Genomic DNA, 26,632 nt, shown 5'->3' on the forward strand with positions numbered 1-26,632 from the left:
CGAAGCGATGACACATGCGCTCAACGGCGACGCAACGGAGGTGCTGCGGCAGTGATCTGCCGATCAGCGGTCATACCCACCATCATCGGACTCGGCGCGGCCGCCGTGGTCGCCGCCGGCGGCGCGACCGCCGTCGCCGGTGCGCCCGGGGAAGCGACCTTGAACGTGACGGTCCAGCCCAGCACCACCACTCCCCTCGCGGACCAGACCGTCACCGTTACCACCAGCGCCGATGTCGAGAACGGCACGCCGACAGAACTCAAGATCAGCAAGGTCGTGCTGGCGGCGCCGGACAACGCCGGCAGCCCGAAGGTCACGAAGGGCTGCGACGCGGAGCCTGTGGCGTGCATCCTGCTCACGGACGGCAAGCTACGGGTCGCCGAGACCGTCATCTCCCTTGAGAACCGCGAGATCAAGGACCCGGTGAAGCTGAAGGTCACGATCACGGTCACCGCCACGGTGAACGATGAGCCGATCGAGCAGTCCAGGGACGCGATCATCACGTTCGCCAAGGTCTCCCCGGGCCCCACCTCGCCCTCGCCGGGGACGTCGAGCCCAGGGTCGGGCAAGCCTACCCAGGGCACAAAGAAGCCGACGAAGCCGACGAAGTCATCCAAGCCGGCGACCTCGTCGTCCGGAGGCGGGAGCAACAGCAGCGGTTCCGGTGGTTCCAGCGGCTCCAGTAGCAGCGGTTCGTCCGGTTCCGGGACGACGGGCGGGGTCATCCCGCCGGCGCCGAACTCCTCGTTCGATCCGCGGAACCCGCAGGTGGCGCTGCCTCCGATCACGAGCCCGAACGCGCCGAACCCGTCGGTGGCGCCGGGGCAGGTCGCGACGCCGGAGAGCCGGTTGCAGGGCAACAAGGCGCCCGTCGCGCAGGATCTCACGTTCGAGCGGATGGCGAGCACGCAGATCGCGTGGCTGGCCGCGCTGATGGTGGCGTTCTCGCTGCTGCTGACGCAGGCGCGGCTGGGCCGCAAGCGCATGTCGGCCGCGGCCCCGAAGCGGACGAAGGGCGAGCACCGGCGGCCCCGCCGCGGCAGCTTCGGCAAGTGACCGGCGACTGATCGGCGACTGATCAGCGATTGATCAGCGCGTGAGGCCGTAGCAGGCGATCGCGGCGGCCGCCACGACGTTGAGCGAGTCGACGCCGCGGTCCAGTGCGGCCTCGCTCATCGGGATGCGGACGCGATGGTCGGCCTCGTGCAGCCAGCGGGACGACAGCCCGTCCCCCTCGGACCCCAGCAGCAGCGCCCTGCGTTCGGCCGTTCTCACATCGCCGATGGGCACGTCGTCTATGGGCAGCGCGTCGGGCGCGGGGGTCAGGGCCAGTAGCCGGAACCCGTGTTCGCGCAGTGTCGAGAGCCCGTTGTGCCAGTCGGTCATGCGGGCGTACGGGAGCGCGAACACCGCGCCCATGGAGACCTTGACCGAGCGGCGGTAGAGCGGGTCGGCGCAGCGCGGCGCCAGCACGGCGGCGTCGACGCCGAGGGCCGCCGCGCATCTGAAGATGGCGCCGATGTTGGTGTGGTCGACGATGTCCTCGCAGACGATGATGCGGCGTGCGCCGGCGACGACGTCGTCCACGGTGGGGAGCGGGAGCCGTTCGAGGGACGCCAGGGCGCCGCGGTGGACCTGGAAGCCGGTGACCGATTCCATGGTGGCGTCGTCGGCGACGTAGACGGGGGCGTCCAGGCCGTCGAGGACGTCGGCGAGCGGCTCGAACCAGCGGCGGGCCATCAGCAGGGACCGGACGGGGTGCCCGGCGGCGACCGCGCGGCGGATCACCTTCTCACCCTCGGCGACGAACAGGCCGTGCTCGGCCTCCAGGCTCTTGCGGAGGTTCACGTCGCGGAGCCGCACGTAGTCGGCGAGGCGCGGGTCTGCGGGGTCGGAGACGGGAACCAGGCTGGCCATCCCCCAAGTCTCCCGCAGCGGGCCGGACGCGAAGGACGCGGCCTGTCGGCGCAATGGACCCGGCCTGTCCGCCCCCCGCATCTCCCCTGTTAGAAGCGGCAGCGTGATGACCTTGGTATGCACCGTTCCCGAGCGGCCTCCTCGGGCGGGAGAACGGCGGCCGGTGATCGAGAAAAGCCGGGAACGGACGCGCGCCGCGCCGCCTCCGGCGCGCGTCACCGGTTTCTCGACATGCATCAACTCCCAGGGTCGAATATGCGGGACCGGGGAGCCGGGGAGCCGTTGCGGGACGGCACGAAACGATCAAGATCGCGAGAATTTGCCGGAATCTGGTTCGGTCCGGGTGGATCTTCTCCATGATTCCGGCGGCGGCTGTGACGGTTCTCTCCGTGCCGCCGCGGCGGACCCGAGGGACGCGGCGGGGCGGGCGCCCGACACCAGGCCGGAACTGGACGAACGGCAGGTCCCGGAGGCGTTGCGCCGCAGGCGATCGAGGGGGCGGGTGTAGCGCCGTGCTCGCTGCGCGTGACGGCCGTGGGCGACTCCGACAGCGATGAGACATACGCGCATGACCTGCGTCATTATCACTTTTGAGTTCTTTGTAACCTCTAGTTCGTACTACTACAGTGCCGGGGAACATCGGTGGGTTTCTGGTGAATCGAGGGCAGGGCATGAGCGGACGTCATGGCAATGACTTCCCCGAGGGGGCGGGCGAGGGCGGGTACGACCCGTCCACGCCCGTCTTCGGCCCGGCCAACGACGGGTCCGGCGACTGGTTCGGGTCGCGGGACAGCCAGGGCCGCCCCATCGGCGGCCAGCCGCCCGGACACCCGCAGGGACCCCCGACCGGAAACCCGGCGGGGCCTCCGCCCGCCGTGCCCGGGGCGCCCGGGGCCTCGGGCGAGACGCCGGAATGGTTCACGCCGCGCCAGTCGGGCGAGCAGCCCACCTACAGGCCCGGCGGCTATGGCGGCACCCCGGCAGAGGCCGGTGGCTACGGCCCAGGAGGCGGCGGCTACGGCTCGGGGAGCGGTGGCGGCTACGGGTCCGGGGGCGGCGGCGACTACGGCTTCGATGAACCGGCCGCCGGGAGCCGGCAGGGACCGCCGTCCGGCAGCCCCTCCCCGCTCGCCGGGACCGGATACAGCGAATACGACTCCGCCCGCAGCGCCGAGGGAGGCCGGGCGGGATTCTTCGGCGGCGGATCCGGCGGCCCCGGCGGATCCGGGGGTTATGGCGATGACGTCGGCGGTTACGGCGGCGGATCGAGTGACTACGGCGTCTCGGGCGACTACGGCGGCTCCGGTGACTATGGCGTGTCCGGCGGATCGGGCGGCTACGTCGGCGGATCGGGCGGTTACGGCGAATCCGGCGGTTACGGCAGCGATTCGGGCGGCTACGAGTACGGCGGGCGCAGGCGCAAGCGGAGCGCGTCCGCGCTGATCGGGCCGATGGCCGGGGCGGTGGGCCTGGCGCTGCTGCTGGGCGTCGGCGTGTACGCGTTCGCGGAGAGCGGCACCGGCTGCACCGGCGACCAGGCGATGAACCTGACCGTCGCGGTGGCGCCCGACATCGCGCCGGTCGTGGAGAAGGCCGCCGGGCGGTTCAACGACTCCAAGCAGAAGGCCGGCGGCAAATGCGTCGTGGCCACCGTGAAGAAGGCCGAGCCGTCGTCGGTGTCGACGCTGCTGTCCGGGCAGGGCGTGGCGAGCCCGTCCAACGAGCGTCCGGACGTGTGGATCCCCGACTCCTCGCTGTGGGTGTCGCTGGCGCAGTCCAGCGGCGGCGCGGGCGGCGAGCAGGGCGAAGCGGCGTCCGCCAAGACGAGGACGTCGGTCGCGACGAGCCCGATCGTCGTCGGGCTGCCGCAGTCGCTGGCGGCGAACCTGAAGCAGCAGGGCATCACCGCGAGCCCGTCCTGGGACAACCTGCTCAAGGCCGCGGGCGGTGTCGCGGGCGGCGCGGTGACCAAGAACCAGATGATCCCGGCGGGCTCGGTGCGGCTGGTCGTGCCGGACCCGCTGAAGAACGCGGCGGGCATGGGCTCGCTGATGATCACCAGCACGCTGCTGGCCAACGACCCGAACCGGGACTCGATCTTCACCGGCATCGTCCGGACCGTCCGGGAGAGCACCGTCCCGGACGTGCCCACCGAGTTCACGCACTTCCGCAAGGGCCGCAGCGGCAAGCAGCCGATCTCGCTGTCGTCCGAGCAGGCGCTGTGGAAGTACAACAGGACCGGGCCGGAGGAGCCGGCGGTCGCGCTGTACCCGCTCGAAGGCACGCTGTCGATGGACTACCCGTTCACCGTCACCAGCACGGACGCCGCCAAGCAGGAGGGCGCCCGCCTGCTGGAGAAGGCGATGGGCACCGAGGCCACGCGCCGCGACGTCCACGCGGCGGGGTTCCGCACCCCGGACGGCAAGGCGCCGAACGGCTTCGACCAGAAGACCGGCGTCAGCCCCGCCCGGCCGCGGCAGCTGCCCGCGCCGAAGAGCGCCGAGGTGGCGCAGGTCATGCAGGCGTGGTCGAAGCTGACGCTCGGGCTGCGCATGCTCGTGCTGATCGACGTGTCCGGCTCGATGGCCGAGCAGGTCGGCCCGAACCGCAACCGGCTGCAGGCCATCGCGCAGGTCTCGCAGGGCGGGCTGAGCATGATGTCGGACGACACCGAACTCGGCCAGTGGCTGTTCTCGACGAACATGAACGGCGACAAGCCGTACAAGGAGATGATCCCGATCGGCCCGCTCAACGAGCGGATCGGGTCCACGACGCGGCGCGGGCGGTTCCTGTCCACGCTCCAGCAGATGCGGCCGAAGCCGGACGGCGACACCGGCCTCTACCGGACGCTGCTCGCCGCCTACAGCGGGATGAACAGGACCTACAAGCCGGAGTTCGGCAACTCCATCCTGCTGCTGACGGACGGGAAGAACGACGACCCCGGCGGCCCCACGCTGCAAGTGGCGCTGAACCAGCTCAAGAACATGCAGGACCCGAACAAGCCGATCCAGGTCAACATGATCGGGTTCGGCCGGGGCGTGGACCGCAACGAGCTGGAGCAGATCGCGCGGGTGACGAACGGCAGCGTCCAGATCGCGACGACGCCGGAAGAGATTCAGAAGATCTTCCTGAAGATGCTGTCCCGCCGCATCCAATGATCGCCATCCGCTGATCCGATCCGCCGATCCTTGCGGCCGGTCCCATCCGGCTGACCGCAGCCGCCCATCGCCATTCGGTGATCAGTAGTGATCATGCGATTGCGCCAGGTAGTTCTGGATTTTTTTCCTTCGATCCGTGTCAACCGCGCGCGGGTGTCGCTCGTCAATTCAAGTGGAGGCCCGACGGGGAGCGGGGCCGTCGGGCCTCCGACCCGCTTTCCCCCTGGCCCGCGTCCAGGATGAGTGAGCCGACCTCATTCCCGGCGGGGCCGGCGGGTGCGACCTCCCTGGCAAGCCGGCTGGAACGGCTCCCGAAGCCGCTAGGCGGAAGGCCAGGGCAGGGAGAGCGCATTCGCTCCCCATCAGATCTTCAAAATCCGTCCCTCATGATGCGGACGAGGATTCTGACTGAACCCGCAGGAGGACCTTGTGTCCGGATGGCCCACTCTCGACCGCGCCGACGACGAGCGCCTGGCGCGGTCGCTGGCCGCAGGCGATCCAAGCGCCCTCATCCAGGTCATGGATCGTTACGCGGCACGCCTGTACGACTACTGTCACGCTCTGCTGCGCGACCAGGACCAGGCGGCGGGCGCGCTGCACGACGCGCTCATCGCCGCCTACGCGCACGTTCCCCTCGTCCGCGAGCCGGACCGCTTCCGCGGCTGGCTGTACGCGCTCGTCCGGAACGAATGCATGCGGCGGCTGCGCGACCCGCACCGGCCCGCCGAGCGCCGCGAGGCGCCCGAGGTCGAGGAGGGCTTCCTGAACGACGCCGAGCTGGCACAGCGGCAGGAGGCCCGCCAGTTCGTCCACGGCGCCATGTCCGGGCTGCGCGGGCGCGAACGCGAGTCGCTCGACCTCATGCTCCGGCACGGCCTGGACGTCGTGGAGATCGGCGGCGTGCTCGACATCGACGCCGAGGCCGCCACGGACCTGACCGGCGAGGCCCGCGCCCGCCTGGAGGACGCGCTCGCCGCGGCGTCCATCGCCCGCAACGGGCGCGACTGCCCCAGCGTCGCCGCGCTCGCCGACGACGGCGGGTGGCCGCTGCCGCCGCCGATCGTCCGGCAGCTCGTCCACCACATCGACACGTGCCCGACCTGCATCGCGCGGCGCGACCGGACGATCTCGGCGGCCCGGTACCTGCAGGTGCTGCCCGTCGCGACGATGCCGACCGACCTGCGCGGCCTCGTCATGGCCACCGCGACGGACCCGGCCCTCGCCCCAGACCTCGCCGCGATCGCGCACCGGGCCGAGCCGTTCGACACCTGGGGCTGGCCCGTCAGCATCGAACGCACCGCCCCGCCCCCCACGGCACGCAAGAGCACCCCGCGCACGCTCTGGCCGGTACTCGCCGCCGTCGCGGCCGTGGTCCTCGTCGTGGCGAGCGCCTTCTACGTCATGTCCGACCCCGGCGAGGGGACGAGCGCCCAGGGCAAGCCCGGCGGCCCATCGGCGTCCACAAACGACTCGGCCCTCCCGACCGATTCCGGGGACCCGTCGGACTCCCCGACGCCCACCGAGAGCGACACCCCGACCCCGACCCCTACCAGCGCGACCCCAACCCCGACCCGCACGCGCCGGACCCCCACCCCCACGCCCACCCGCACCAGGCCCAGAAACGGACGACTCGAGGTCGGTAGCTGCACGATCCGAGGCCCTGGCGACGGCGGCTGTCGATTGCCGGTGCGTGCCGTGGGCGGCCAGGTCACGTGGGGGGTCACGAGTGCGTCGGGGGTCAGCGCCTCGGGCGGCGGGACGCTCCGCAGCGGCGCAACAGATTGGGTCACTGTCACCGGCACCTGTAATCCACCCGGTGGAACCGGCACGATCAGCTTCTTCCCCGGGGGGACGGCGACGGTCGAGCTGGAATGCCCGGAGACGGATGGCGGGGGTGGCGGCGGAGGACGCTGGGACTAAACGTGACGTAGATCACATTATGTGGCGTGAGAGCCCTGCCCACTAGGCCAGACGGCCACGGGGTGTACCGCTGCCGTCACTGAAATCCGTTCATAGGGGAGAAATCTCAGCAACTTGGTGGCAAGATCAGGCACCCGGAGCGGGCCGGCGGGCGTCGCCGCTCACGGAAGCATGATCAAGAACACCGAATTCGACTGGGAGGATTCCCGTGGCCGGTGAGCCAGGGCCCGGGCGGGACGACGACCTCAGGCTCGCGAACTCGCTGCGAGCCGGGGACGTCATCGCGCTGACCGAGGTCTACGACACCTACGCGCCGTTCCTCTACGACTACTGCCATGGGCTGCTCCGCGACCGCGTCGAGGCGGCGGGCGCACTGCGCAACGTCGTCATCGCCGCCCGGGAGCACATCGACCGGCTCACCGAGCCGGACCGGCTGCGCGGCTGGCTGTACTCGATCGCCCGCAAGGAGTGCATGCGCCGCCGCGACAGCCCGAACCGGCACACCGGGCAGGAGGCGCCGGAGGCCGACGACGACCTCACCGACGACCAGCTCGCCCGGCGCGAGGAGCGCAGGCTGCTCGCGCACAGCGCCCTCGCCGCGCTCAACGGGCGGCAGCGCGAGGCGATCGACCTGTCGGTCCGGCACGAGCTGGACGAGGTCGACCTGTCCGGCATCTTCGGCATGCCGCTGGAGGAGACGCTCGCGCTCGTTGAGAAGTCCCGCGAGGACCTCGCGACCGCTCTGCACGCGTCCCTCATCGCGCAGAACCACTGGAAGGACTGCCCCAGCGTCTCGGCGCTGACCGAGTCGTGGCCGCTGTCGCCGCAGGCGTCGGCGTCGCTGGTCCGGCATGTGGCGAGCTGCCCGGTGTGCGGCGAGCGCGAGACGCCGCCGCTGCCGACCGACCGGCTGCTGTCCGTGCTGCCGATCGCGGCGATCCCCGCCGAGTTGCGGCTGGACGTGCTGACCGCCGCGACCGCCGAGGACCGCGCCGGGAACCGCCGCGCCATCGCCGCCTGGACGGAGCCGTTCGACGAGTACGGCTGGCCGCTCCCCTACGAGCCGTCGCCCGCCCGCGCCCGCGACCGGGCCCCGCGCCGCCGCGCCCCGATCATCGCCGCGGTCGCCGTGGCCATCGGCGCCGTGGTGCTGTTCGTCGGCGCGATGTCGTGGCTCGGCGGCGGCGACAAGACGAACGCGTCGGCGAGCGACCCGGCGGTACCGGGCGGCGGATCCAGCACTGGCACCGGTCCGGCGGCGCCGACCGGACCGACCCCGACGGACACCTCGGCGTCACCGAGCAAGTCGCCGTCGAAGTCCCCGTCCAAGTCGCCGTCGAAGTCCCCGACCACCAAGCCGCCGCGTCCCCCGGACAACGACACCCCCGATCCGCCGAGCCCGGGCCACCTGTCGGTGTCGGGCTGCAACATGGGCGGCAGGGACTCGTGCACCGTCCGCATCACCGCCGTCGGAGGCGTGGTGAACTGGCGGGTGACGGGCACGCGCGGCGATCTGAGCGCGGGCGGCGCCGGCCATCTGTCGGCCGGCCAGTCCACCTCCGTGACCGTGAGCCGGACGAACTTCCTCTGCCTCGGCGGAAGGCGGACCGGCTCGGTCTCGTTCTCGCCGGGCGGTTCCGCCTCCGTCTCGTACTGCTGACGGCCTCGACCTTTCCGGAGTGCCGCGGGCGCGCATCCGCTTGGGAGTGCGGATGCGCGCCCTGCGGCGTCCTTGCCGATCGGCGGCAGGCGGTAGGTCCGTCAGGCGTTCGTCCAACGGCGTTCCGGCCGTTCCGGTCAGATCGAGCCGGTGTCGAGGGTGCGGTGGGCTCGCCGCAGGAGCACCGGGACGCCGTCGCCGATCTGGTCGAAGCCCTCGCCGACGGTCGCCTTCTGCAGGTAGCGGGCGTGGATGCCCTCCAGGATGACGGCGAGTTTGAAGCACGCGAACGCCACATAGAAGTCGAGGTCGGCGAGGTCGAAGCCGGTCAGCGCCGCGTACCGGCCGGTGAACTCGCGGCGGCTGTAGAACCCGGGCGCCGTGGTGATCTTGGCGCCGACCGGGAGCTCGTCGGCGTCGGCGGCCTCCGTCCAGTAGACGAGCGTGAGCCCGAGGTCGGACAGCGGGTCGCCGAGCGTCGACATCTCCCAGTCGACCACGGCCGCGATCTCGGGCCGCGGCTCCAGCCGGACGAGCGCGTTGTCGAGCCGGAAGTCGCCGTGGACGAGCCGCGGCCGCCCCTCGCCGGTGTCCCCGGCGCGGCCGGGCGGGGCCTCCGCGGGTAGCCGCTCGGCGAGCCGCACCCCGAGCCGGTCGTATTCAGGCAGGTCGCGAACGGTTCCGGTGGCGCGGATTGCCTCCTGCGAGCCGTCCCACTGCCGCCTCCAGCGGGCGAGCTGGCGCGCCATGTAGCCGCTCGGCCGTCCGAAGTCGGCCAGCCCGGCCGCCGTCACATCGACGGTGTGGATCGCCGCGAGCGCCCCGGCGAGCGCCTCGCTGAGACCGGCGGCCTGCTCCGGGGTGATGTCGGCGGCGTCCTCGCGGCTGCGCAGGACGCGGCCTTCAACGTGGTCCATGAGGTAGAAGCGCGCGCCGATGACGTCCTCGTCGTCGCAGAACGCCAGCGTCCTGGGCACCGGCACCCGCACCGGCGCCCGCACAGCCGTCCCGCCGCCGAGAGCCGCCTCGCCGCTGAGCGCGGACAGCACCCGGTATTCGCGGCGCATGTCGTGGGCGGTCGGCTGGACGTGCCCGAGCGGCGGCCTGCGCAGCACGATGCGGCGGCCGCCATCCAGGGTGATCGCGTAGGTGAGGTTGGAGCGGCCGCCCGCGATCAGGTCGATCGCCGCGATGCGTCCCGATCCGGGCAGCTCACGGGCCAGCCAGCCGGCGAGCCGGGGGACGTCGATCCCGGGGACCTCGGACGGCGGCCGGCCCGCCTGCTCTGCGTCAACGCTCATGACGACCTATTAGAACGCGGCTCGGTCCGGCTGTGAACCGGCGCCCGGCCGCTTCCCCGCGGGCCCTGATCCTCCGGCCACTTCCGGCCGACTTCCAGGAAGGCTTCACCTGGCCTCCAGAGTTCGCTCTGACCTGCACAAACATTGGGACGGCCACAATCGGCCGGGCGATTTGGCGAGACTCTCACAGGAAAAAGAGGACGTCAGGTGGATTCGAGGGACACGTGGGGTACGCATCTGCGACGACACCCGAGCAGAGCGGGCTCTACCCGGCACGGAGGTCAATAGCCGTCATATCCGGCCCATGGCGGCGGGTTGGACTACGAACGTCCTGCCGGGCAGACGTAATGGACTAGACCATTCGGGACTAGGCCGCCCGATTGGGGGGACGCACTGTGGCAGACGCATGGCTGCCGGGAGCCGGCCGCATGCCGGCGCGACAGGACGGCGGAGCTTTGCGAGGAGGGGCGCCCCGCGTCGTCTGGTGCGCCGGCGAGCATGATCCGCGGACCGTCTCCGCCCGCTCGGTGGCCGCGGACCTGATCAAGGAGGATCGGCCGCCGCACCTGGTGTGGCACCCCGGCACCGGCGAGATCGTCCAGCTCCTGCCCGCCACCCGCGCCGCCCGGCTGCTCGGCGGACGGGTCGGCCGCGAAGGCCGCGTCTGCCTGCAGATCATGGTGGTCGGCCAGTCCCGGGCGCCGTTCACCGGGGCGCTGCTCACCGGCCTGGACGCGATCGTCCAGTGGCTGGACGCGTGGGGCGTCGCGCGGCGCTGGCCCGCCGGTCCCCCGCTGCCGTCGCCGCAGTCCTACCACGCGCACCGCAGCCGCAAGGACTGGGCGCGCGGCGGGCACTACGGGGCGTCCCAGGTCCCGCTCGTCGACCGTCCCGACCCGGGCGGCATCGACATCCGCCGCATCACCGGACCGGAAACCCCGGTCGCCCCCATCCCGAAGCCCCGCACGCCCCTCCCTGACTCCGCGCCCCTGCCGGACGCCGTGTCCCGGCCCGGCGCGCCCCGCACGGACGCGCCCCGCACGGACGCCACGCCCGCCCCCCGGCTCATGCCCCGGAGCGCGCGCCCGCCCGAGCCCGGCCGCCCGCCACAGAACGACCCGCAGCCTCCGGGGCGGCTGCCCCCGGCCTCCGAGCCGGTCCCGGTAGCCCAATCCGCCATGTCCAACTGACAACCCGCCGCCACCGGCCCCCGGCCCCGCAACCACCGGCGCGAGCGCTCCTACCGGCCGCCCTCCAGCCCCGCCCACCGCCGATCAATCGTCAAGCTCCGCTCGGCGCCCTTCCCGCACCAGTTCGTGGACGATCTCGCACGCCTTGCGGAGCTCCGCCGGCCCGGCCGCCGAGCCGTACCCGATGACCAGCCCGGACGCCCGCTGCGGGCCCGTGTGGTGGCGTTCCAGCGTTTCCACCAGAACGCCCCGTCCCGCGGCCTCGCGGACGACCCGTCCGGCCAGCGGCGCCGGGACGTCCACAACGAGGTGCAGCCCGGCCGTGTCGCCGCGCAGGGGCAGCCCGTCCAGCGTCCGGACGACCACGTCCCGCCGGCGCGCGTACTCCCCGCGCATCCGCCGCACGTGCCGGTCGAGGTCGCCGCGTTCGAGCAGCAGCCGGAGCGCGTCCTGCGGGACGACGGCCGTCCGGTCGTTCAGCTCCGTGCGGCGCCGCGCGATCTCCCCGACCAGGCCGGGACGGGCCACCAGCCAGCCGACCCCCATGTCCGCGGTGAGGATCTTGGTGGTCGTGCCGAGGTAGACGACGAGTTCCGGGTCGAGCCCGTAGAGCGCGGGCAGCGGCGCGACGTCGTAGCGGAACTCGCCGTCGTAGTCGTCCTCGGCGACGATCGCCCCCGCGCGCCGCGCCCACGCGAGAAGGGCCTGCCGGCGCGGGACGGGCAGGACGCCGCCCATCGGGAACTGGTGCGACGGCGTCGTGTAGACGAGGCGCAGATCCTCGGGAAGGCCCTCGACGATGAGCCCGTGCTCGTCGACCGGGCAGGGCACCAGCTCGGCGCCGCGTCCCGCCAGAACGGCCCCCGCGCGCCGGTACCCGGGCTCCTCCACCCCGACCCGGTCACCGGGCCGCAGGACGGTCGCCGCCAGCAGATCCAGCCCGTTCGTCGCGCCCCGCGTGACGAGCAGCCCGTCCACCGGACACGCCACGCCACGGCTGCGCCTGATGTAGTCGGCCAGCGCGACGCGCAGCCCCGGCAAGCCGTGCGGGTCCTGGCGCTGCTGGGGCGCCATCCCGGACGCCAGCCGCCACGCCCGCCGCCACGCGGGGGTGTCGAGCGCCCCGACCCACGGCAGCCCGGGCCGCAGGTCGATCTCGTGCGGGGCCGCCGTCCGGTGCACCGTCCGCGGCGCAGCCGGCTGCGGCTTCGGCAGGCGCGGCGCGGCGACGCCCTCCGTCACGAAGGTGCCCGACCCATGGCGGCCTTCCAGCCAGCCCTCCGCGTACAGCTGCTCGTACGCCTCCGTCACCACCGTCCGGCTCACCCCGAGCAGCCCGGCCAGCGCCCGGCTGGCGGGAAGCCGCTCGCCCGCGGCCAGCCGTCCCTCCCCCATCGCCGCGCGGAGCTGGCCGACCAGCTGCGCGCTCAGCGGCTCGCTCTTGCCCCGGTCGACGGCGAGGGGCAGGTCGATCGACAAGTGGTCTCCCGCTATCCGCGTCAAGTGGCCCTACCGACCAGGCCACTCTCTTCCTAGCGTAAACGCCATGACGCAACTCTCACCGACCGCCCGTACCCGCGTCGGCAGGCTCCCCGAGCGCGCCGCCGGCGACCGCTCCGCGCTCTACCGCGTCCTGGACGACGGCATGATCTGCCACCTCGGCGTCATCGTGGACGGCTCCCCGCGCGTCATCCCCACCGGCTACGGCCGCCTGGACGACACCCTCTACGTCCACGGCTCCACCGGCGCGAGCAGCCTCCGGGCGGGTCCGTCCCAGGACGTCTGCGTCACCGTCACCCACCTCGACGGAATCGTCATCGCGCGGTCCCTTTTCCATCACTCCATCAACTACCGCAGCGCCGTCATCTACGGCACGCCCCGCCTCGTGGACGACCCGGACGAGAAACTGGCCGGCCTGCGCGCCATCACAGAGAACCTCAGCCCCGGCCAATGGGACGTGGCACGAAAGCCCACCCGCAAGGAAATGGCCGCCGTCTCCGTACTGGCCCTCTCCCTGGACGAGGCGTCCGTCAAAATCCGCCAGGGTGGCCCAGGCGACGAGGACGAGGACTACGCACTCGACGTGTGGGCGGGCGTCGTCCCAGTCCACCAGACGTTCGGTGAACCGTCCCCTGACCCGGCCCTACGCCCAGGCATTCCCGTCCCGCACCACATAGCCGACCGCGCCGCCAGTCCTCGGTGAACTCCTGCCGCCTCGCCGATATGGGCCGTTGCTCTATGGAAGAAGTTGCCTCGACCTGGCGTAACCTGGCCTGATGGTGGAGTCGGCCGTGCCACGGCACGGCTGCGACAGGCTTGGAATCCGCTGGAATTTCCTCGGGGTTTCGGTCGAGGTTCCAGAGGATCTCCGCAGGTGAGAGGGCACATGACGGACACAAGGCTAGTCTGGGTGGATTGCGAGATGACGGGCCTCGACCTGCGCGACGACGCGCTCATCGAGATAGCCGCACTGGTCACCGACAGCGAACTCAACATCCTCGACGAGGGCGTCGACGTGGTGATCAAGCCCCCGCCGGAGTCGCTGGCCCAGATGACGCAGGTCGTCCGAGATATGCACACCACATCCGGCCTGCTCGAAGCACTGCCGTCCGGCGTCACCCTCGCCGAGGCGGAGGACACCGTCCTCAAGTACGTCCGGTCCCATGTCAAAGAGGCCAACCGGGCGCCCCTCTGCGGCAACTCCATCGCCACCGACCGCTCGTTCCTCGCCCGCGACATGCCGGCCCTCGACGCCCACCTCCACTACCGCATGGTGGACGTGTCGTCCATCAAGGAACTCGCCCGCCGCTGGTACCCGCGCGTCTACTTCGCCAGCCCCGAGAAGAAGGGCGGCCACCGGGCCCTCGCCGACATCACCGAGAGCATCCAGGAACTGCGCTACTACCGCGCCGCCGTCTTCGTCCCCCAGCCGGGCCCCGACTCCGAAACCGCCCGCGCCGTCGCCGCCAGGGTCGCCTCCGGCTGACCCACCCGCCCGGAGCCGCTACACTACTGAGAGCCGGACAACGATCCCGGCCACGGTGGGTGTAGCTCAGCTGGCAGAGCACTTGGTTGTGGTCCAAGATGTCGGGGGTTCAAGTCCCCTCACTCACCCCAAGCGAAAGCCCTGGTCACCGCAAGGATGACCAGGGCTTCTCTGTGTCTTGCGTCGGTTCCCGCTCCCGGATGCCCGGTTCTGGGCGCGATCTGGGAGTGATGTCAGGCAGGTGGTGAGTCGCCGCGCTGCTGGAGTTGGGCGTTGATGCGCTGCGCCTCGGCGAGCTGGTCTTCCAGGATGATGATGCGGCAGGCGGCGTCCAAGGCGGTGCCCTGGTTGACCAGGTCGCGGGCGCGCTGGGCCAGGCGCAGCTGGTAGCGCGAGTAGCGGCGGTGGCCACCGGACGAGCGTTGCGGGACGAACAATCTCGCGGTGTCCAGGCTGCGCAGGAACGCGGGGGTGACGCCGAGGATATCGGCGGCGCGACCCATGCTGTAGGCGGCGTAGTCCTCGTCGTCCAGCTTGTCTTCCAGGTCGTGGTCGAGCCCGTCGTCGGGGGCCTCGGCGCGCGCGTTGTCGGACGGGGCCCCGGCACCGCTAGGGGTACCTGGCGCTGCGCCGGTTGGCGTGGGCTGCGGATCCTGGTGTTCGGTGTGACTGCCGGTCTGAGCCGGCCGGGTTGGGTTCACAAGACCTTCCGTACTGCGCTATGCCCGTTTCAGGGCTTGGTGTGCGGGGTGGGAACATGACGGGGCCCCGGCGCCAAACCGCGGGCGCCGGGGCCATTGAGGTACAACACCATCTGTCCGGCGCGAAGGCCGGTTGTCGTGCGCACCACCCGCCTGGGGCGAGGGGCGCGGGGATCGCGGATGCATGACCGCGAGCCACGATCGGATCTGTGGCTGCGGTTCCCGCGCGGCGTGACTGGAGCCCGCTGCGGGCGATCCCGACGGTGCCGAGGCCCTCCTTCCGTGTTCTCCTACCTGCGTTCTTTCCTTCACTTGCACTCTTGCTGTCGGCGGCCCGTTGGCCGCCGGGCGCGCGACCGGCTGCCGGAGTCCCTTGCACTGCGTTGACCCCGGCACGCCCGGCCTGCGCCATCCACTTCACCGGGCAGTTCGTCATCTGCCACGTCTCATGGACTTGTTCCTCGTCGATGACAGGAACACTACCCCACATCCGCGCGAATATCTACCGCGCCCACTACAGATTTTCGGAGGCCGGGTCGGGCGGTTTCTGCTGCCGGGCGTCGGCGCACGCGGGACCGCGTCGTCGCTCGCGTGATGGGGTCGTTCAGGGGGTGAGGTGGGTAATGGCGTGCCCAGACCTCGTCCCGTACCTGGACGGGGCGCGGCACTCTCTGGGGTACCGCTCCGGCTAGTGGCGGATCCGGTAGTGGAGGAGCACGGTGCCGGTCGGGGTGTTTCTCGACCCTACGAGTTCCAGCGCTCCTGCCGGTGCGCCGTCGAACAGGCGTCGGCCCGCGCCGGCGAGGTACGGCGTCATCACCAGCCGCAACTCGTCCACGAGCCCTTCGGCCAGGAGGGACTGGGCCAAGGTGATGCTGCCATGGACACCGATGTCGCCGCCTGGGGCGCTCCGGATCGGTGCGAGCCGCTCCGCGAGGGGTGCCCGGGGGTCGCCGGCGAGGACCTCGGCTCCGGCCCACGGCGTCTCCAGCGGCTTGGAGGTGACCACCACCTTCCGCACGCCGTTGATGAAGCTCGCGAACGGCTCCTCGCTCGCGGTCGGCCAGTAGGGGGCCCAGTAGTCGTAGCCTCGGCGGCCGAGCAGCACGGTGTCCTGGGTGCCGATGACGGTCCCGAGGTGCTCTCTCATGACCTCGTCGAAGTCGTGGACGAACACCGAAGGGTCTTCGACGACACCGTCCGCCGAGATGAACGAGTAGCTGACGATCTTCCGCACGATGATGACCTTCCTGTTGCCCGGACGAGCGCGGGCGGTGTCAACCGATGGGCTGACCTGGAAAGTTAGCGGGCATGCTCGTTCCGGTCTTGTACAGAATCGACAGCGGCTCCCCCTGGGGACGCTCGCGCAACCAGGTGGCGGTCCGCCCTATGTAGCGGGTCAGCGACCGCGCCAGGTGCGGCTGGTCGAAGTATCCGAGCCGGTGGACCACTTCGGAGAACGGCAACCCGTCCTGGATCAGGACGGCGGCATGTCTGGCACGCTCGATCTGCCGGACGGCGCCGCGGGACAGCCCGGTCATCGCGATGAAGCGCCGCTGAATGGTGCGCTCGGACACCTTCGGCGACCGTCCATCGAGCACCGCGGCGACGACCGGGTCGCGGACCAGCACATCCTCGCGCACCATCCGCCGCACGAACTCCTCGGCGTTGTCGTAGCCGGGAAGGTGCCAGGACGAGCCCTTCAGCCAGAACGATCTGCGCGTCGCATCAGGGAGCTCGACGAAGCCGTCGACGAGCCGGTTGATCGGAAGATGCGGCATCGTCGTGCCGAGCGAGAAGCCGATGCCGAGGAACGTGGCGTCCTCGGGGACCGGGGCGGTACCGGCTCTGGACTCCGGGCCCTGGACGGCCACACCGACCTGACCGGACTGCTCCCAGAACACCAGGTTCCAACGCGAGGTCGCGATCGACGTCATCCGGTCGACGTCATGGCTGCGGCTCCGCCACACCCGCTCGATGAACGGCGAGCCGGACGGACGATGCTCAAAGTCCAGGCCCATCCAGGTCGTACCTTCCCTAGACGAGTGATTCCTCATGGTAGAAGGCGTCAGCCGATCAGGAGGCCGAGCCCCAGGAGGAAGGCCACGCCGCCGATGACCCCCAGGAAGACCCAGCGCAACGACACGCCCGCCCGGCTGCGGTACCGCACCGCGATCCGGGCCAGCAACGCGCCGGGGACGCCTCAGATCAGCATGGTCATCACCAGGTTGAACCAGGCCGTGGCGTCGGTGTGGGTCGCGCCCAGACCGGTCTCCTCCAGCAAGCCCGCCACGACCGCCAGCTTGAGCACCAGTTCGGCGAGCGGGTAGAAGACCTGGAGGCCTGCCGCGCCCGCCAGGCCGCCGAGCAGCAGCCAGCCGGGCACCCGGCGCCCCCACGGGCGAATCGTCGCCTGCGCCATCGCGACGGTCAGGGCGCGCAGCCCGCAGGCGAGCACGATCACACCGTCGGTGCCGCCGAAACTCTCACCGCGCAGCGGCTTGCTCGCGACCAGCACGGCGACGAGGGCGATGAACGCCCCAACCGCCCAGGTCACAGCCGTAACAGGCCAGGTCTCCGTTCGAGCGGCGTACCGGGGGGCACAGATCGTGGTCATGCCGACATCATCACGACGGCCGCCCCGCCGCATCCTCCCCCCGGGGAGTGAGCCCACTCCCCCATCGAGCCGAACCGCAGGCCCGAGTATCCATCGGGTGGGGTGACGCGCGAGGACCGCTTTGGCGGAGGCGTCGTTGCCCGCATGTGCTGCGGAAAGATGCCCTTGCCTCCATGTAGGCGTGTTGTATACATTACGCCTATGAGTCGGACACAAGGGCGTCGAGAGAGCGCGCAGGACACCACGTACCGGTGGCTGAAACGGCATATCGGGTCGCTGCCGCGGCAGGAGGGGACGTTCCTCACCGAGGCGGAGGTGTGCGAGGCGACGGGGATGTCGCGGACTCCGGTGCGGGAGGCGCTGCTCCGGCTGGAGACCGAGGGCTTCCTGAAGATCATGCCGAAGAAGGGCGCGTTCGTCCCGCCGGTGTCGGACGCCGAGATCGAGGCGGTCATGCAGGCCCGCGAGCTGGTCGAGGACTGGTGCGTGCGCCGGGCCGCCCCGCTGGCGGATGGGCTGGCGCCCGAGCTGGCCGAGCTCGTCGGCCGCCAGGAGGGGCTGCTGGACGATCCCGTCGCGTTCATCGAGTGCGACCGGGCGTTCCACCGTGCGATCGTCCGGACGGCGGGCAACCCGGTGCTGGCGGAGTTCTACGAGTCGCTGCGCGACCGGCAGGTCCGGATGGGGCTGCGGGCCATCGCGGCGGCCGAGGACCGGGCGCGGGTCGTGCTCGCCGAGCACGGCGCGATCGTGGAGGCGATCCGGTCGGGTGATCCGCTGCGCGCGGCGCGGGCGCTCGCCGCGCACCTGGACGGGACGCTCAGTGTGCTGCGCCTGCCCTCGGTGGCGAACTGGGACGGGCGATGACCCGCGTCGCGCTCGTCCAGGTCGAGAGCCCCGCGTCGGAACCGCCCGCGCGGCGCATGGAGCGGGTCGGGCGGATGGTCGCGGACGCCCGCGGCGCCGATCTGGTGCTGCTGCCCGAGCTGTGGGTTCCGGGTTACTTCGCGTTCGACCGGTACGCGGAGCTGGCCGAGCCGCTGGACGGCGACACCGTCGAGGCCGGCCGGGAGTGGGCCCGCGAGCTGGGGGGCTTCCTGCATCTCGGGAGCGTCTTGGAACGGTCCGCTGGAGGGAGACTGCACAACACCGCCGTGCTGATCGACCCGTCCGGGACGGTCGTCCACACGTACCGGAAGATCCATGTGTTCGGGTACCGGTCCCGAGAGGCGGAGTTGCTGACGCCCGGTGAGACGGTCGGCACGGTCGCGTCCCCGCTCGGGCCGATGGGCGCTACTACCTGCTATGACCTGCGCTTCCCCGAGGTCTGGCGGGCGCTGGTGGACGCGGGCGCGGAGGCGGTGGCGGTCCCGGCCGCGTGGCCCGCGCGGCGCCGTGCGCACTGGCGGCTGTTCACCGAGGCCCGTGCGGTCGAGCAGCAGGTCCTGGTTCTGGCCTGCAACGCGGCCGGGGTGCAGGGGGACGTGGCTCTCGGCGGCGCGTCTCGCGTGACCGATCCGTGGGGGACGGTCCTGGCGGAGGCGGGCGACGTCGAGGAGATCCTGTACTGCGAGGTCGACCCGGGTGTGGTCGCGCGGACTCGGGCGGAGTTCCCCGTCCTGAGCGATCGGCGGCCCGTGCGTGTCGCTCAGGCGGCCCTGACATGAGCGAGCTGACATTGCGGGTCGGCGACGGCGAGCTGCGCTGCGCGCCCGAGCATCTGATCGTCGCCGGGTACACCGGACGCGACGAGGCCGCGATCCGCGCGCACATCGAGGAGCTGGCGGCGATCGGCGTCCCGGAGCCCGCGACCGTTCCCGCGTTCTACCCGCTCGATCCGGGGCTGCTGACCAGCCGGCCCACGATCACGGTGGCCGGCGGGAACACCTCCGGCGAGGTGGAGCCGGTCCTGGTCCGGCACGCCGGGCGGCACTACCTCGGTGTCGGCTCCGACCACACCGACCGCGACATCGAACGCACCGACGTCGCCGCCGCGAAGGCCGCCTGCCCGAAACCCGTCGGCGACCGGTTCGTGGAACTGCCCGCCGACGACACCTGGGACGGCATCCGCGTCGAGTGCCGTGTGGATGGACGCCCCTACCAGTCCGGCTCGCTCACCGAGCTGCGCACGCCGACCGACCTGCTGGTGCGGCTCGCCGACGCGTTCGGCCACCTGGACGGCGACCTGGTGATCTTCGCCGGGACGCTGCCGCTGCTCAACGGCGGGTTCGTGCCCGGCCGGCGGTGGCGGCTCTCGCTCACCGCCGGAGGCACCACCCTGTCCTGTGACTACGAGACCGAACGGAGGGCGCAGTGATGCGCACCGGAGCCGACTACCTCACCGCGCTGAAGGACGCGCGCCACGTCCACCTGGACGGCGAGCGCGTCGCCGACGTGACCGTCCACCCCGCCTTCGCGCCGATCGCCGCGACGATGGCGGAGCTGTTCGACCTGGCCGCCGACCCGGCCGCCAAGATGACCGCCCACGCGCCGGAGACGGGCGCGGAGGCGAACCTGGTGTTCACGATCCCGCGCAGCCGCGACGACCTGGCCGCCCGGCGGCACGCGATCGAGACGTGGGCGCGGCACACCCACGGCTGGGTCGGCCGCAGCCCGGACCACGTCGGGTCGTTCCTCGCGGCGTTCGCCTCGTCGCCGGAGTCGTTCGTCACCGAGCGCCGCGACCTGTCGGGCAGCGTGACCGGCTACCACCGGCGGCTGCTGGAGAAGAGCCTCTACGTCTCGTACGCGATCATCCCGCCGCAGGTGTCGCGGGCGACGACGGCGCACGCCTGGGAGGGCGAGTTCGTCCAGGCGGGCGTGGTGGAGGAGCGGCCGGACGGCATCGTGGTGCGCGGCGCGCAGATGCTCGCCACCGGCGCGGCCGTCGCCGACGAGATCTTCATCTCGTGCATCAAGCCGCTGACCCCGGACGACCGGGACTTCGCGGTCGGGTTCACCGTGCCCGTCTCCGCCGAGGGCCTGAAGCTGTACTGCCGCCGCCCGTACGCGACGGCCGGCGCACCCTACGACTACCCGCTGTCCACGCGCTACGACGAGACCGACGCCCTCGTCGTCCTGGACGACGTGTTCGTCCCCTGGGAGCGGGTCTTCGTCGACCGGGACGTGGACGGCCTGCGGCGCCAGTTCTTCGCGACGGGCGCGCACGTCCTGGGCAACTGGCAGGCGCAGATCCGGTTCACGGTGAAGCTGCGCTTCATCGCCGGGCTCGCCGGGAAGGTCGCCGACGTCAACGGGGTCGGCCGGATCCCGGGCGTGCAGGAGAAGCTCGGCGAGCTGGCCGGGCTGGCGTCGCTGGTCGAGTCGGCGGTGTACGCGGCCGAGTACCGGGCCGCGCCGGACGCGAACGGGATGTGGCGGCCGGACGCCCGCGCCGTCTACGGGGCGATGGGGCTGCAGGCCGAGCTGTACCCGCGCGTCCTGGCGATCCTGCGCGACCTGGCGGGCGGCGGGGTGCTGCAACTGCCGTCCAGCGTCGCCGACCTGCACGACCCGGAGACGCGCGCGGACATCGACCGGTACGTGCAGTCGCCCGGCGTCCCGGCCGTCGAACGGGTGAAGCTGTTCAAGCTCGTCTGGGACGCGATCGGATCGGAGTTCGCGGGCCGCCACCACCAGTACGAGATGTTCTACGCCGGTGCGCCGTTCGTCGCGAAGGGCTACGCGTACCGCAACTTCGGCTACGACCGCGCCATCGCCGACGTGGACGCCTTCCTCGCCGCCTACACCGACACCGCCGCCTGAAAGGGAGGAAGGACATGGCCAAGCCCGAGCACGAGTTCTTCCCCGCCGGCCAGATCGGCTTCACGCCGTGCGAGGGGGACGTCCCGCAGCTCACCGAGCGGATCCTCGCGGCGGACGCCGCGTCCGGTGTCGCGACCCGGATGCTGCGCTTCGAGCCCGGCACCGACACCACGCCGAACGGCGTCCAGGCGCATGACTTCTGGGAGGAGGTCTACATCCTCGAAGGCTCGATGACCGACCTGCGGCTCGGGGAGACGTTCACCGCCGGGATGTACGCCTGCCGCCCGCCCGGCATGGAGCACGGGCCGTGGCGCAGCGACGGCGGCTGCCTCACCTTCGAAGTCCGCTACCGCCTCTGAAACCGAGGAAACGCCATGTCCGCTATCGCCGGTCCGATGGGCCGTGCCGCAGATCCGGCGACGATGCGCCGGGTGATGGGACGCTTCGCCACCGGGGTCGCCGTCATCACCACGCTGGACGGGCGCGGCGACCCGCACGGGATGACCGTCAACTCGCTGACCTCGGTCTCCCTGGAGCCGCCACTGCTGCTGGTCTGCTTCGGCGCGCACGCCCGCACCGCCGTCGCGGTCGCCGAGTCCGGACGGTTCGCCGTCTCGATCCTCGCCGCCCGCCAGGAGCCCATCGCGCTGCGGTTCGCCGGACGCGGCGAGGACCACTTCGCCGGCCTGCCGCTGACCTACGGCGAGCACGACGTCCCGGTCGTCCCGGACGCGCTCGCACACCTGGAATGCACCGTCGATCGCCGTGTCGAAGCGGGCGACCATGTCGTCGTGTTCGGTGCCGTGCGGCGCACCTGCGACCGGGACGGCCCGCCGCTGGCCTTCCTCGGCGGCCGTTTCGGTGATTTCACCGGACGCGGCCACCAGCCCCAATCCTGGTTCTTCTGACCGGCCGCCGTTCTTCCGGACGGCCGCCGCCCGCATCCGTTCCGCTCGACACCTGACCTCACGCCATTCCCGGCGCCACCCGCCCTGAGGGTCACGGCGCCATTCCCACCTGCCCGTTCCAGGGGCCATGCGAGGAGTTCACCATGCCCTCGATCAACTTCCCGATGCCAAGCCCGGAGCACGTCGACGTGCCGATGAGCGACGGGGCGACCCTGTCGGTGCTGCGGTACGCGGCCTCCGGCGGCGGTCCGGCCCCGGCGGTCGTCGTCATGACGCCGTACCGCAAGGAAGCCCTCATGCACGCGGAACTGCTCCAGGTCCCGATCCGCGAGGGGTACGAGGTGCTCATCGCGGACGTGCGCGGGATCGGCGGCTCGTCCGGCCCCTACCACGGGATCCTCGCGCCCCGCGAGGTGGACGACGGGGTGGAGCTGCTCGCATGGGCGGCCAGTCAGCCGTTCTGCGACGGCCGGACCGCGCTGATCGGCGGCTCGTACTCGGGCCTCAACCAGCTGCTCATCGCCGCGCGCCGCCCCGAAAGCCTGCGCTGCATCGCGCCCTGGATCGCGCCCATCGACTTCTACCGCGACATGTGGAAACGCGGCGGCATCCCGTCCCACACCGCATGGGGTGCCCGCGCCTTCCTGGCGTCGCAGCGGGCCGAGACGCGGCGGCGCGGCCTGCGGAACTTCTACGGCGAGATCGTCGGCGAGGACTTCGACGGCGACGTTTTCCACCGCAGCACCCCGGACCTGTCCGCGATCGAGGTTCCGGCGCTGTTCCTCGGCGGCTGGTACGACTACTTCCTGCGCGGCACCGTCCGCGGGTTCCAGCAGGTGACCTGCCCCAAGCGGCTCGTCGTCGGCCCCTGGAGCCACGATCCGTTCCTGTCGGACGAGCAGCGCGGCGAACTCGCCGCGTGGCTGAACCACTGGCTGCGCGGCGAAGGCCCCGACCCGTCCGCCGAAGGGTCCAACGTGCGGCTGTCGTGCGTCGGCACCGACGGCTGGGAGACCCGCGGCGACTTCCCGGAGGCCGGTGACATCGCCTGGTTCCGGTGGCGCCCCGCCGAGGCGGAACTCCCGGTTCCGATCGTTCCGGCGCTGGCGGCGACGCCGATGCCGCCGCCGTCGAACGTCGATCCGATGGTCGACCTGGTCACCGAGTCCGGCATGCGCATGTGGGGCGAGACCACGGTGTTCGAGCTTCCCGCGGCGGAGGCGCCGGCGCGGCTTCTCGGCCCGGTCGGGCTGCGGGCGGTCGTGCGCGCGGACGACGGAGAGGGCGGCTGCGAGGACTTCGACGCGCACGCGCGGCTGTCGATCGTCCGCCCGGACGGGCAGGTCGTCCCGGTCACCGAGGGCCGGCTCCGCGCGTCCCACCGCGCCGTGGACGACGGCCGGAGCGCCCGCGACGAGGCCGGCGGCATCGTCGTGCCCTGGCACGCGCACACCCACGCCGACCCGGTCGAACCCGGTGTCCCCGTCACGCTGCACGTGGAGATCTACCCGGTGCATCTGCGGCTCGCGGGAGGGGACCGGCTCCGCGTCGGGCTCACGCTCGTCCGGGCGGACGAGTCGGCGGCCCCGGCGCAGGCCGTCCTGCTGCCGGACACGACCGTCTCGCTGCCCGCCGCGCCCGCTGTGTCCGCCGTGCCCGCCGTGTCCGCCGTGTCCGCGCGGTCCGCCGGACGGGACGGGTGACGGCCGTGCTGCGCATGATCGGCGGGCGGCTGCTCTGGTCGGTCCCGCTCCTGCTCGTCCTGTCGGCGCTGACGTTCACGCTGTCATGGCTGACGCCGGGCGACGCCGCCCGGACGATCCTCGGCACCAACACCGACCCCGCCGCCTACCGGCAGGTCAGGGAGCAGCTCGGCCTCGACCGTCCGCTGACCGAGCAGTACTGGTCGTGGCTGGCGCGCGCGGTCCGCGGCGACCTCGGGAACTCGCTGTTCACCGGGGAGCCAGTGGCGTCCGCGCTGAACGCGCGGCTGGGCGTCAGCCTCTGCCTGCTCGTCGGGGCGGCCCTGGTGATAGCCGTCGCGGGCGTCGCCGTCGGTATGGCCGGCGCGCTGTTCGGCGGCATCGTCGGGCGGCTCCTGGACGGCGCGTCCGTGATCGGGATGAGCGTGCCGCAGCCATGGTTCGGCCTGGTGCTCGTGGTCGTGTTCGCGGTGAATCTCGGCCTGTTCCCGGTCACCGGGTACGTGCCCTTCGTCCAGTCGCCGGGTGATTGGGCGCGGTCCCTGGTCCTTCCGGCCGTGTGCCTGGCGGTGGGCGGGATCGCGATGATCGCCAAGCAGGTCCGGGGCGCGCTGGTGGACGTCCTCGGCCGCCCCTACATCCGCGCGCTCCGCGCCAACGGCCTGCCCGCCCGGTCGATCATCTTCAGGCACGCGGCGAAGAACGCGGCGCTGCCCGTCGTCAACGTCTTCGGCGTCGTGCTGATCGGGATGCTCGGCGGCTCCATCGTCGTCGAGCAGCTGTTCGCGCTGCCCGGCCTGGGCCCGCTCGCCGTGTCCGCGACGGCACAGCACGACCTTCCGGTCCTGCAGGGCGTCGTCCTGTACTTCACGGTCCTGGTCGTGGTGGTCAACCTGCTGACCGACCTCGTGTCCGGCCGGCTCATGCCGAGGGCGGTGGCCTCGTGATCTCCCGCGTGCTGCGCCGTCCCGCCGGATACCTGACCGCCGGGTGGCTCGTGCTGATCGTCCTCGCCTGCGCACTGGCGGGCCTGGTCGCGCCTTACGATCCGCAGGAGCAGGACCTGACCGCCGTCTACAGCGGACCCACGCCGGACCACTGGCTCGGCACGGACCAGCTCGGACGCGACCTGCTCAGCCGCATCCTGCACGGCGGCCGGGTCAGCCTGCTCGTGGTGGCCGAGGCGGTCGCCGTCTACGCCGTCCTCGGCATGCTGTTCGGGCTGGTCGCCGGGTACGGTCAGGGGGTCGTCGACCGGATCGTCATGCGGTTCTGCGACCTGCTGCTGTCGGTGCCGTCCGTGGTGATCCTGCTGGCCATCCTGGCGATCTTCAGCCACAACGAGTCGGCCGCGATGGTGACGCTGGGGTTCCTCAGCTCGGCGGGCCTCACCCGCGTCGTCCGGGCCGGGACCCGGGACGTCCGGGACGAGCCGTACGTCATCGCCGCACGCGTCGCCGGCCTGTCCGCCCCGCAGATCCTGTGGCGGCACGTGCTGCCCCGCGTCGCGGGCCCCGCGATCTCGATCACCTCGCTGATCGCCGGTGCGGCGCTGCTGGTCGAGACGTCCCTCGGCTACCTCGGCCTCGGCGTGCAGCCGCCACGGCCGAGCTGGGGCGGGCTCATCGCCGAGGCGTCCCAGGCGATCTTCCGCCAGACCTGGATGCTGGTGCCGGCCGGCGGCGTGATCGTGCTGACCGCGCTCGCGCTCGGTGTCCTCGGCGACGCCGTCCGGGACGCCGCCGCCGACCGCACGTCCGCCGAACCGCTGTCGTGGCGGCGGATGCGGACCCGCGTCTCCACGGGAAAGCCGGAAGCGGAAACCCGGCAGCCGGACGGAGACGCCCTGCTGTCGGTCCGGGGCCTGTCGGTGCGGCTCCACGACGCGGCAGGCCCGCTGACGATCGTCGAGGACGTGAGCTTCGACGTCCAGCCGGGCGAGGCGGTGGGGCTCGTCGGCGAGTCCGGCTGCGGCAAGACCATGGCGGTGTCCGGGCTGATGCGGCTGCTGCCCGCGGGCGGGACCGTCACCGCCTCCGCCCTGCGCTTCGACGGCCGGGACCTCCTCGCCCTGACCGAGCGCGAGATGGAGCGGCTGCGCGGGAACGCCATCGCCTACATCGGGCAGGACCCGGTCGCCGGTCTCGACCCGCTGTTCACCGTCGGCGCCCAGCTCAGCGAGGTCGTCCGGCACCACACCGGCCTGAGCCGCCGCGCCGCCCGCCGCCGGGCCGCAGAACTGCTGGAGCGGGTACGGCTACCGCGCGCCGGCGCGGTCATGCGCCAGTACCCGCACGAACTGTCCGGCGGGATGGCGCAGCGCGTCTCGATCGCCCGCGCGCTGGCCGGCGAACCCGCCCTGCTCATCGCGGACGAACCGACCACGGCCCTGGACGTCACCGTCCAGGCCGAGATCCTCGACCTGCTGCGCGACCTGCGCGAGAACACCGGGATGGGGCTCGTCCTGGTGACCCACGACTGGGGCGTCGTCGCCGACTCCTGCGACCGCGCCGTGGTCATGTACGCGGGCCAGGTCGTCGAGCAGACCACCGTCGACCGGATCTTCACCGGCCCGCGCCACCCCTACACCGGCGCGCTCCTGTCCGCCGACCCCACCGCCGGGACCCCCGGGCGGCACCTGCCCGTCCTGCCCGGCTCCGTCCCCGCACCGGGACACCGGCCGGACGGCTGCCGTTTCGCGTCCCGCTGCCTCCGCGCCGAAACCGACTGCGCCGCGGCGCCGGTGCCGCTGACCCCGGACGGGGCCGCCGCCTACCGGTGCCTGCACCCCACCCCCGGAGGCTGA

General features: G+C 72.0%; 23 protein-coding genes and 1 tRNA gene. 17 read left to right on the top strand and 7 right to left on the bottom strand.

Translation table 11 applies throughout. The features are described from left to right. The first annotated feature begins 51 nt into the window (after window positions 1–51). Entirely contained in the window at window positions 52–1,056 is a 1,005-nt protein-coding gene (locus tag ACH34S_RS00195; protein WP_395950272.1) for a hypothetical protein, read from the top strand. Between the two features lie 33 nt (window positions 1,057–1,089). Here ACH34S_RS00195 and ACH34S_RS00200 read toward each other — a convergent pair whose 3' ends face one another. Then, window positions 1,090–1,917 carry a TrmH family RNA methyltransferase gene (locus tag ACH34S_RS00200; RefSeq protein WP_395950273.1) on the bottom strand — a complete coding sequence of 276 codons (828 nt, stop codon included), beginning with the start codon at window positions 1,915–1,917 and terminating at the stop codon, window positions 1,090–1,092. Between the two features lie 671 nt (window positions 1,918–2,588). Here ACH34S_RS00200 and ACH34S_RS00205 point away from each other — a divergent pair. From ACH34S_RS00205 to ACH34S_RS00215, 3 genes are all read left to right on the top strand, one after another. Continuing rightward, window positions 2,589–5,075 (top strand): substrate-binding domain-containing protein, encoded by a 2,487-nt coding sequence (locus ACH34S_RS00205; protein ID WP_395950274.1) that lies wholly within the window; start codon window positions 2,589–2,591, stop codon window positions 5,073–5,075. A 429-nt stretch (window positions 5,076–5,504) separates the two neighbouring features. Next, on the top strand, window positions 5,505–6,995 hold the full coding sequence (locus ACH34S_RS00210; protein WP_395950275.1) for an RNA polymerase sigma factor: 1,491 nt from the start codon (window positions 5,505–5,507) through the stop codon (window positions 6,993–6,995). Between the two features lie 208 nt (window positions 6,996–7,203). Beyond that, complete coding sequence (locus ACH34S_RS00215; RefSeq protein ID WP_395950276.1) at window positions 7,204–8,655, top strand: RNA polymerase sigma factor; 1,452 nt, start codon at window positions 7,204–7,206, stop codon at window positions 8,653–8,655. 137 nt (window positions 8,656–8,792) lie between these two features. Here the strand turns inward: ACH34S_RS00215 and ACH34S_RS00220 are convergent, their stop codons facing one another. Beyond that, window positions 8,793–9,956, bottom strand: a complete 1,164-nt coding sequence (locus tag ACH34S_RS00220; protein WP_395950277.1) for a phosphotransferase family protein — start codon at window positions 9,954–9,956, stop codon at window positions 8,793–8,795. Between the two features lie 428 nt (window positions 9,957–10,384). On the opposite strand from ACH34S_RS00220, the gene ACH34S_RS00225 reads away from it, so the two are divergent. Beyond that, on the top strand, window positions 10,385–11,146 hold the full coding sequence (locus tag ACH34S_RS00225) for a hypothetical protein (RefSeq protein WP_395950278.1): 762 nt from the start codon (window positions 10,385–10,387) through the stop codon (window positions 11,144–11,146). 84 nt (window positions 11,147–11,230) lie between these two features. On the opposite strand, the gene ACH34S_RS00230 is transcribed toward ACH34S_RS00225, so the two are convergent. After that, window positions 11,231–12,625, bottom strand: coding sequence for a PLP-dependent aminotransferase family protein (locus ACH34S_RS00230; protein WP_395950279.1), 1,395 nt, complete (start codon window positions 12,623–12,625; stop codon window positions 11,231–11,233). A 67-nt stretch (window positions 12,626–12,692) separates the two neighbouring features. Between ACH34S_RS00230 and ACH34S_RS00235 the strand changes: the two genes are divergently transcribed. The 3 genes from ACH34S_RS00235 to ACH34S_RS00245 all read left to right on the top strand — a co-directional run bounded on the left by ACH34S_RS00235 (window position 12,693) and on the right by ACH34S_RS00245 (window position 14,263). Beyond that, window positions 12,693–13,349 (top strand): pyridoxamine 5'-phosphate oxidase family protein, encoded by a 657-nt coding sequence (locus ACH34S_RS00235; RefSeq protein WP_395950280.1) that lies wholly within the window; start codon window positions 12,693–12,695, stop codon window positions 13,347–13,349. 183 nt (window positions 13,350–13,532) lie between these two features. Next, window positions 13,533–14,132, top strand: a complete 600-nt coding sequence (gene orn / locus ACH34S_RS00240) for an oligoribonuclease (protein WP_138650617.1) — start codon at window positions 13,533–13,535, stop codon at window positions 14,130–14,132. A gap of 55 nt (window positions 14,133–14,187) precedes the next feature. Next, a tRNA-His gene (locus ACH34S_RS00245) sits at window positions 14,188–14,263 on the top strand. 102 nt (window positions 14,264–14,365) lie between these two features. Here ACH34S_RS00245 and ACH34S_RS00250 read toward each other — a convergent pair. From ACH34S_RS00250 to ACH34S_RS00265, 4 genes are all read right to left on the bottom strand, one after another. After that, window positions 14,366–14,635, bottom strand: coding sequence for a MerR family transcriptional regulator (locus tag ACH34S_RS00250; protein WP_395951405.1), 270 nt, complete (start codon window positions 14,633–14,635; stop codon window positions 14,366–14,368). A gap of 886 nt (window positions 14,636–15,521) precedes the next feature. Next, a complete protein-coding gene (locus ACH34S_RS00255; protein WP_395950281.1) occupies window positions 15,522–16,070 on the bottom strand; it encodes a dihydrofolate reductase family protein in 549 nt (182 codons plus the stop codon). A 40-nt stretch (window positions 16,071–16,110) separates the two neighbouring features. Next, window positions 16,111–16,854, bottom strand: coding sequence for a helix-turn-helix domain-containing protein (locus tag ACH34S_RS00260; protein WP_395950282.1), 744 nt, complete (start codon window positions 16,852–16,854; stop codon window positions 16,111–16,113). 182 nt (window positions 16,855–17,036) lie between these two features. Beyond that, a complete protein-coding gene (locus tag ACH34S_RS00265) occupies window positions 17,037–17,390 on the bottom strand; it encodes a hypothetical protein (protein ID WP_395950283.1) in 354 nt (117 codons plus the stop codon). Between the two features lie 261 nt (window positions 17,391–17,651). Here ACH34S_RS00265 and ACH34S_RS00270 point away from each other — a divergent pair, with 261 nt between their 5' ends. The 9 genes from ACH34S_RS00270 (at window position 17,652) to ACH34S_RS00310 (ending at window position 26,632) form a co-directional block, all read left to right on the top strand. After that, entirely contained in the window at window positions 17,652–18,317 is a 666-nt protein-coding gene (locus ACH34S_RS00270; RefSeq protein WP_395950284.1) for a GntR family transcriptional regulator, read from the top strand. After that, complete coding sequence (locus ACH34S_RS00275; RefSeq protein WP_395950285.1) at window positions 18,314–19,117, top strand: nitrilase-related carbon-nitrogen hydrolase; 804 nt, start codon at window positions 18,314–18,316, stop codon at window positions 19,115–19,117. Before ACH34S_RS00270 ends, ACH34S_RS00275 begins: the two co-directional genes overlap by 4 nt. Next, window positions 19,114–19,767, top strand: coding sequence for a DUF2848 family protein (locus tag ACH34S_RS00280; protein WP_395950286.1), 654 nt, complete (start codon window positions 19,114–19,116; stop codon window positions 19,765–19,767). Before ACH34S_RS00275 ends, ACH34S_RS00280 begins: the two co-directional genes overlap by 4 nt. Beyond that, entirely contained in the window at window positions 19,767–21,215 is a 1,449-nt protein-coding gene (locus ACH34S_RS00285; protein ID WP_395950287.1) for a 4-hydroxyphenylacetate 3-hydroxylase family protein, read from the top strand. The genes ACH34S_RS00280 and ACH34S_RS00285 overlap by 1 nt, the downstream gene beginning before the upstream one ends. Before the next feature lie 14 nt (window positions 21,216–21,229). Next, window positions 21,230–21,574: a cupin domain-containing protein gene (locus ACH34S_RS00290; RefSeq protein ID WP_395950288.1), complete on the top strand. Its 345-nt coding sequence runs from the start codon at window positions 21,230–21,232 to the stop codon at window positions 21,572–21,574. 15 nt (window positions 21,575–21,589) lie between these two features. Continuing rightward, on the top strand, window positions 21,590–22,123 hold the full coding sequence (locus tag ACH34S_RS00295) for a flavin reductase family protein (protein WP_395950289.1): 534 nt from the start codon (window positions 21,590–21,592) through the stop codon (window positions 22,121–22,123). A 143-nt stretch (window positions 22,124–22,266) separates the two neighbouring features. Then, the gene (locus ACH34S_RS00300) at window positions 22,267–23,826 is read left to right on the top strand and encodes a CocE/NonD family hydrolase (RefSeq protein ID WP_395950290.1); all 1,560 of its coding nucleotides are present in this window, start codon (window positions 22,267–22,269) and stop codon (window positions 23,824–23,826) included. Further along, a complete protein-coding gene (locus ACH34S_RS00305) occupies window positions 23,823–24,773 on the top strand; it encodes an ABC transporter permease (RefSeq protein WP_395950291.1) in 951 nt (316 codons plus the stop codon). Before ACH34S_RS00300 ends, ACH34S_RS00305 begins: the two co-directional genes overlap by 4 nt. Continuing rightward, on the top strand, window positions 24,770–26,632 hold the full coding sequence (locus ACH34S_RS00310; protein ID WP_395950292.1) for a dipeptide/oligopeptide/nickel ABC transporter permease/ATP-binding protein: 1,863 nt from the start codon (window positions 24,770–24,772) through the stop codon (window positions 26,630–26,632). Before ACH34S_RS00305 ends, ACH34S_RS00310 begins: the two co-directional genes overlap by 4 nt.

The organism is Actinomadura sp. 3N508 (genome assembly GCF_044326375.1).
Classification (GTDB): domain Bacteria; phylum Actinomycetota; class Actinomycetes; order Streptosporangiales; family Streptosporangiaceae; genus Spirillospora.

Bases quoted from the DNA above. Each gene is read 5' to 3' on its own strand.
- ACH34S_RS00200 (WP_395950273.1), bottom strand. From the start codon at position 1,917: ATGGCCAGCCTGGTTCCCGTCTCCGACCCCGCAGACCCGCGCCTCGCC.
- ACH34S_RS00205 (WP_395950274.1), top strand. From the start codon at position 2,589: ATGAGCGGACGTCATGGCAATGACTTCCCCGAGGGGGCGGGCGAGGGC.
- ACH34S_RS00220 (WP_395950277.1), bottom strand. From the start codon at position 9,956: ATGAGCGTTGACGCAGAGCAGGCGGGCCGGCCGCCGTCCGAGGTCCCC.
- ACH34S_RS00225 (WP_395950278.1), top strand. From the start codon at position 10,385: ATGCCGGCGCGACAGGACGGCGGAGCTTTGCGAGGAGGGGCGCCCCGC.
- ACH34S_RS00235 (WP_395950280.1), top strand. From the start codon at position 12,693: ATGACGCAACTCTCACCGACCGCCCGTACCCGCGTCGGCAGGCTCCCC.
- orn (WP_138650617.1), top strand. From the start codon at position 13,533: ATGACGGACACAAGGCTAGTCTGGGTGGATTGCGAGATGACGGGCCTC.
- ACH34S_RS00250 (WP_395951405.1), bottom strand. From the start codon at position 14,635: ATGGGTCGCGCCGCCGATATCCTCGGCGTCACCCCCGCGTTCCTGCGC.
- ACH34S_RS00260 (WP_395950282.1), bottom strand. From the start codon at position 16,854: ATGGGCCTGGACTTTGAGCATCGTCCGTCCGGCTCGCCGTTCATCGAG.
- ACH34S_RS00270 (WP_395950284.1), top strand. From the start codon at position 17,652: ATGAGTCGGACACAAGGGCGTCGAGAGAGCGCGCAGGACACCACGTAC.
- ACH34S_RS00275 (WP_395950285.1), top strand. From the start codon at position 18,314: ATGACCCGCGTCGCGCTCGTCCAGGTCGAGAGCCCCGCGTCGGAACCG.
- ACH34S_RS00280 (WP_395950286.1), top strand. From the start codon at position 19,114: ATGAGCGAGCTGACATTGCGGGTCGGCGACGGCGAGCTGCGCTGCGCG.
- ACH34S_RS00285 (WP_395950287.1), top strand. From the start codon at position 19,767: ATGCGCACCGGAGCCGACTACCTCACCGCGCTGAAGGACGCGCGCCAC.
- ACH34S_RS00290 (WP_395950288.1), top strand. From the start codon at position 21,230: ATGGCCAAGCCCGAGCACGAGTTCTTCCCCGCCGGCCAGATCGGCTTC.
- ACH34S_RS00295 (WP_395950289.1), top strand. From the start codon at position 21,590: ATGTCCGCTATCGCCGGTCCGATGGGCCGTGCCGCAGATCCGGCGACG.
- ACH34S_RS00300 (WP_395950290.1), top strand. From the start codon at position 22,267: ATGCCCTCGATCAACTTCCCGATGCCAAGCCCGGAGCACGTCGACGTG.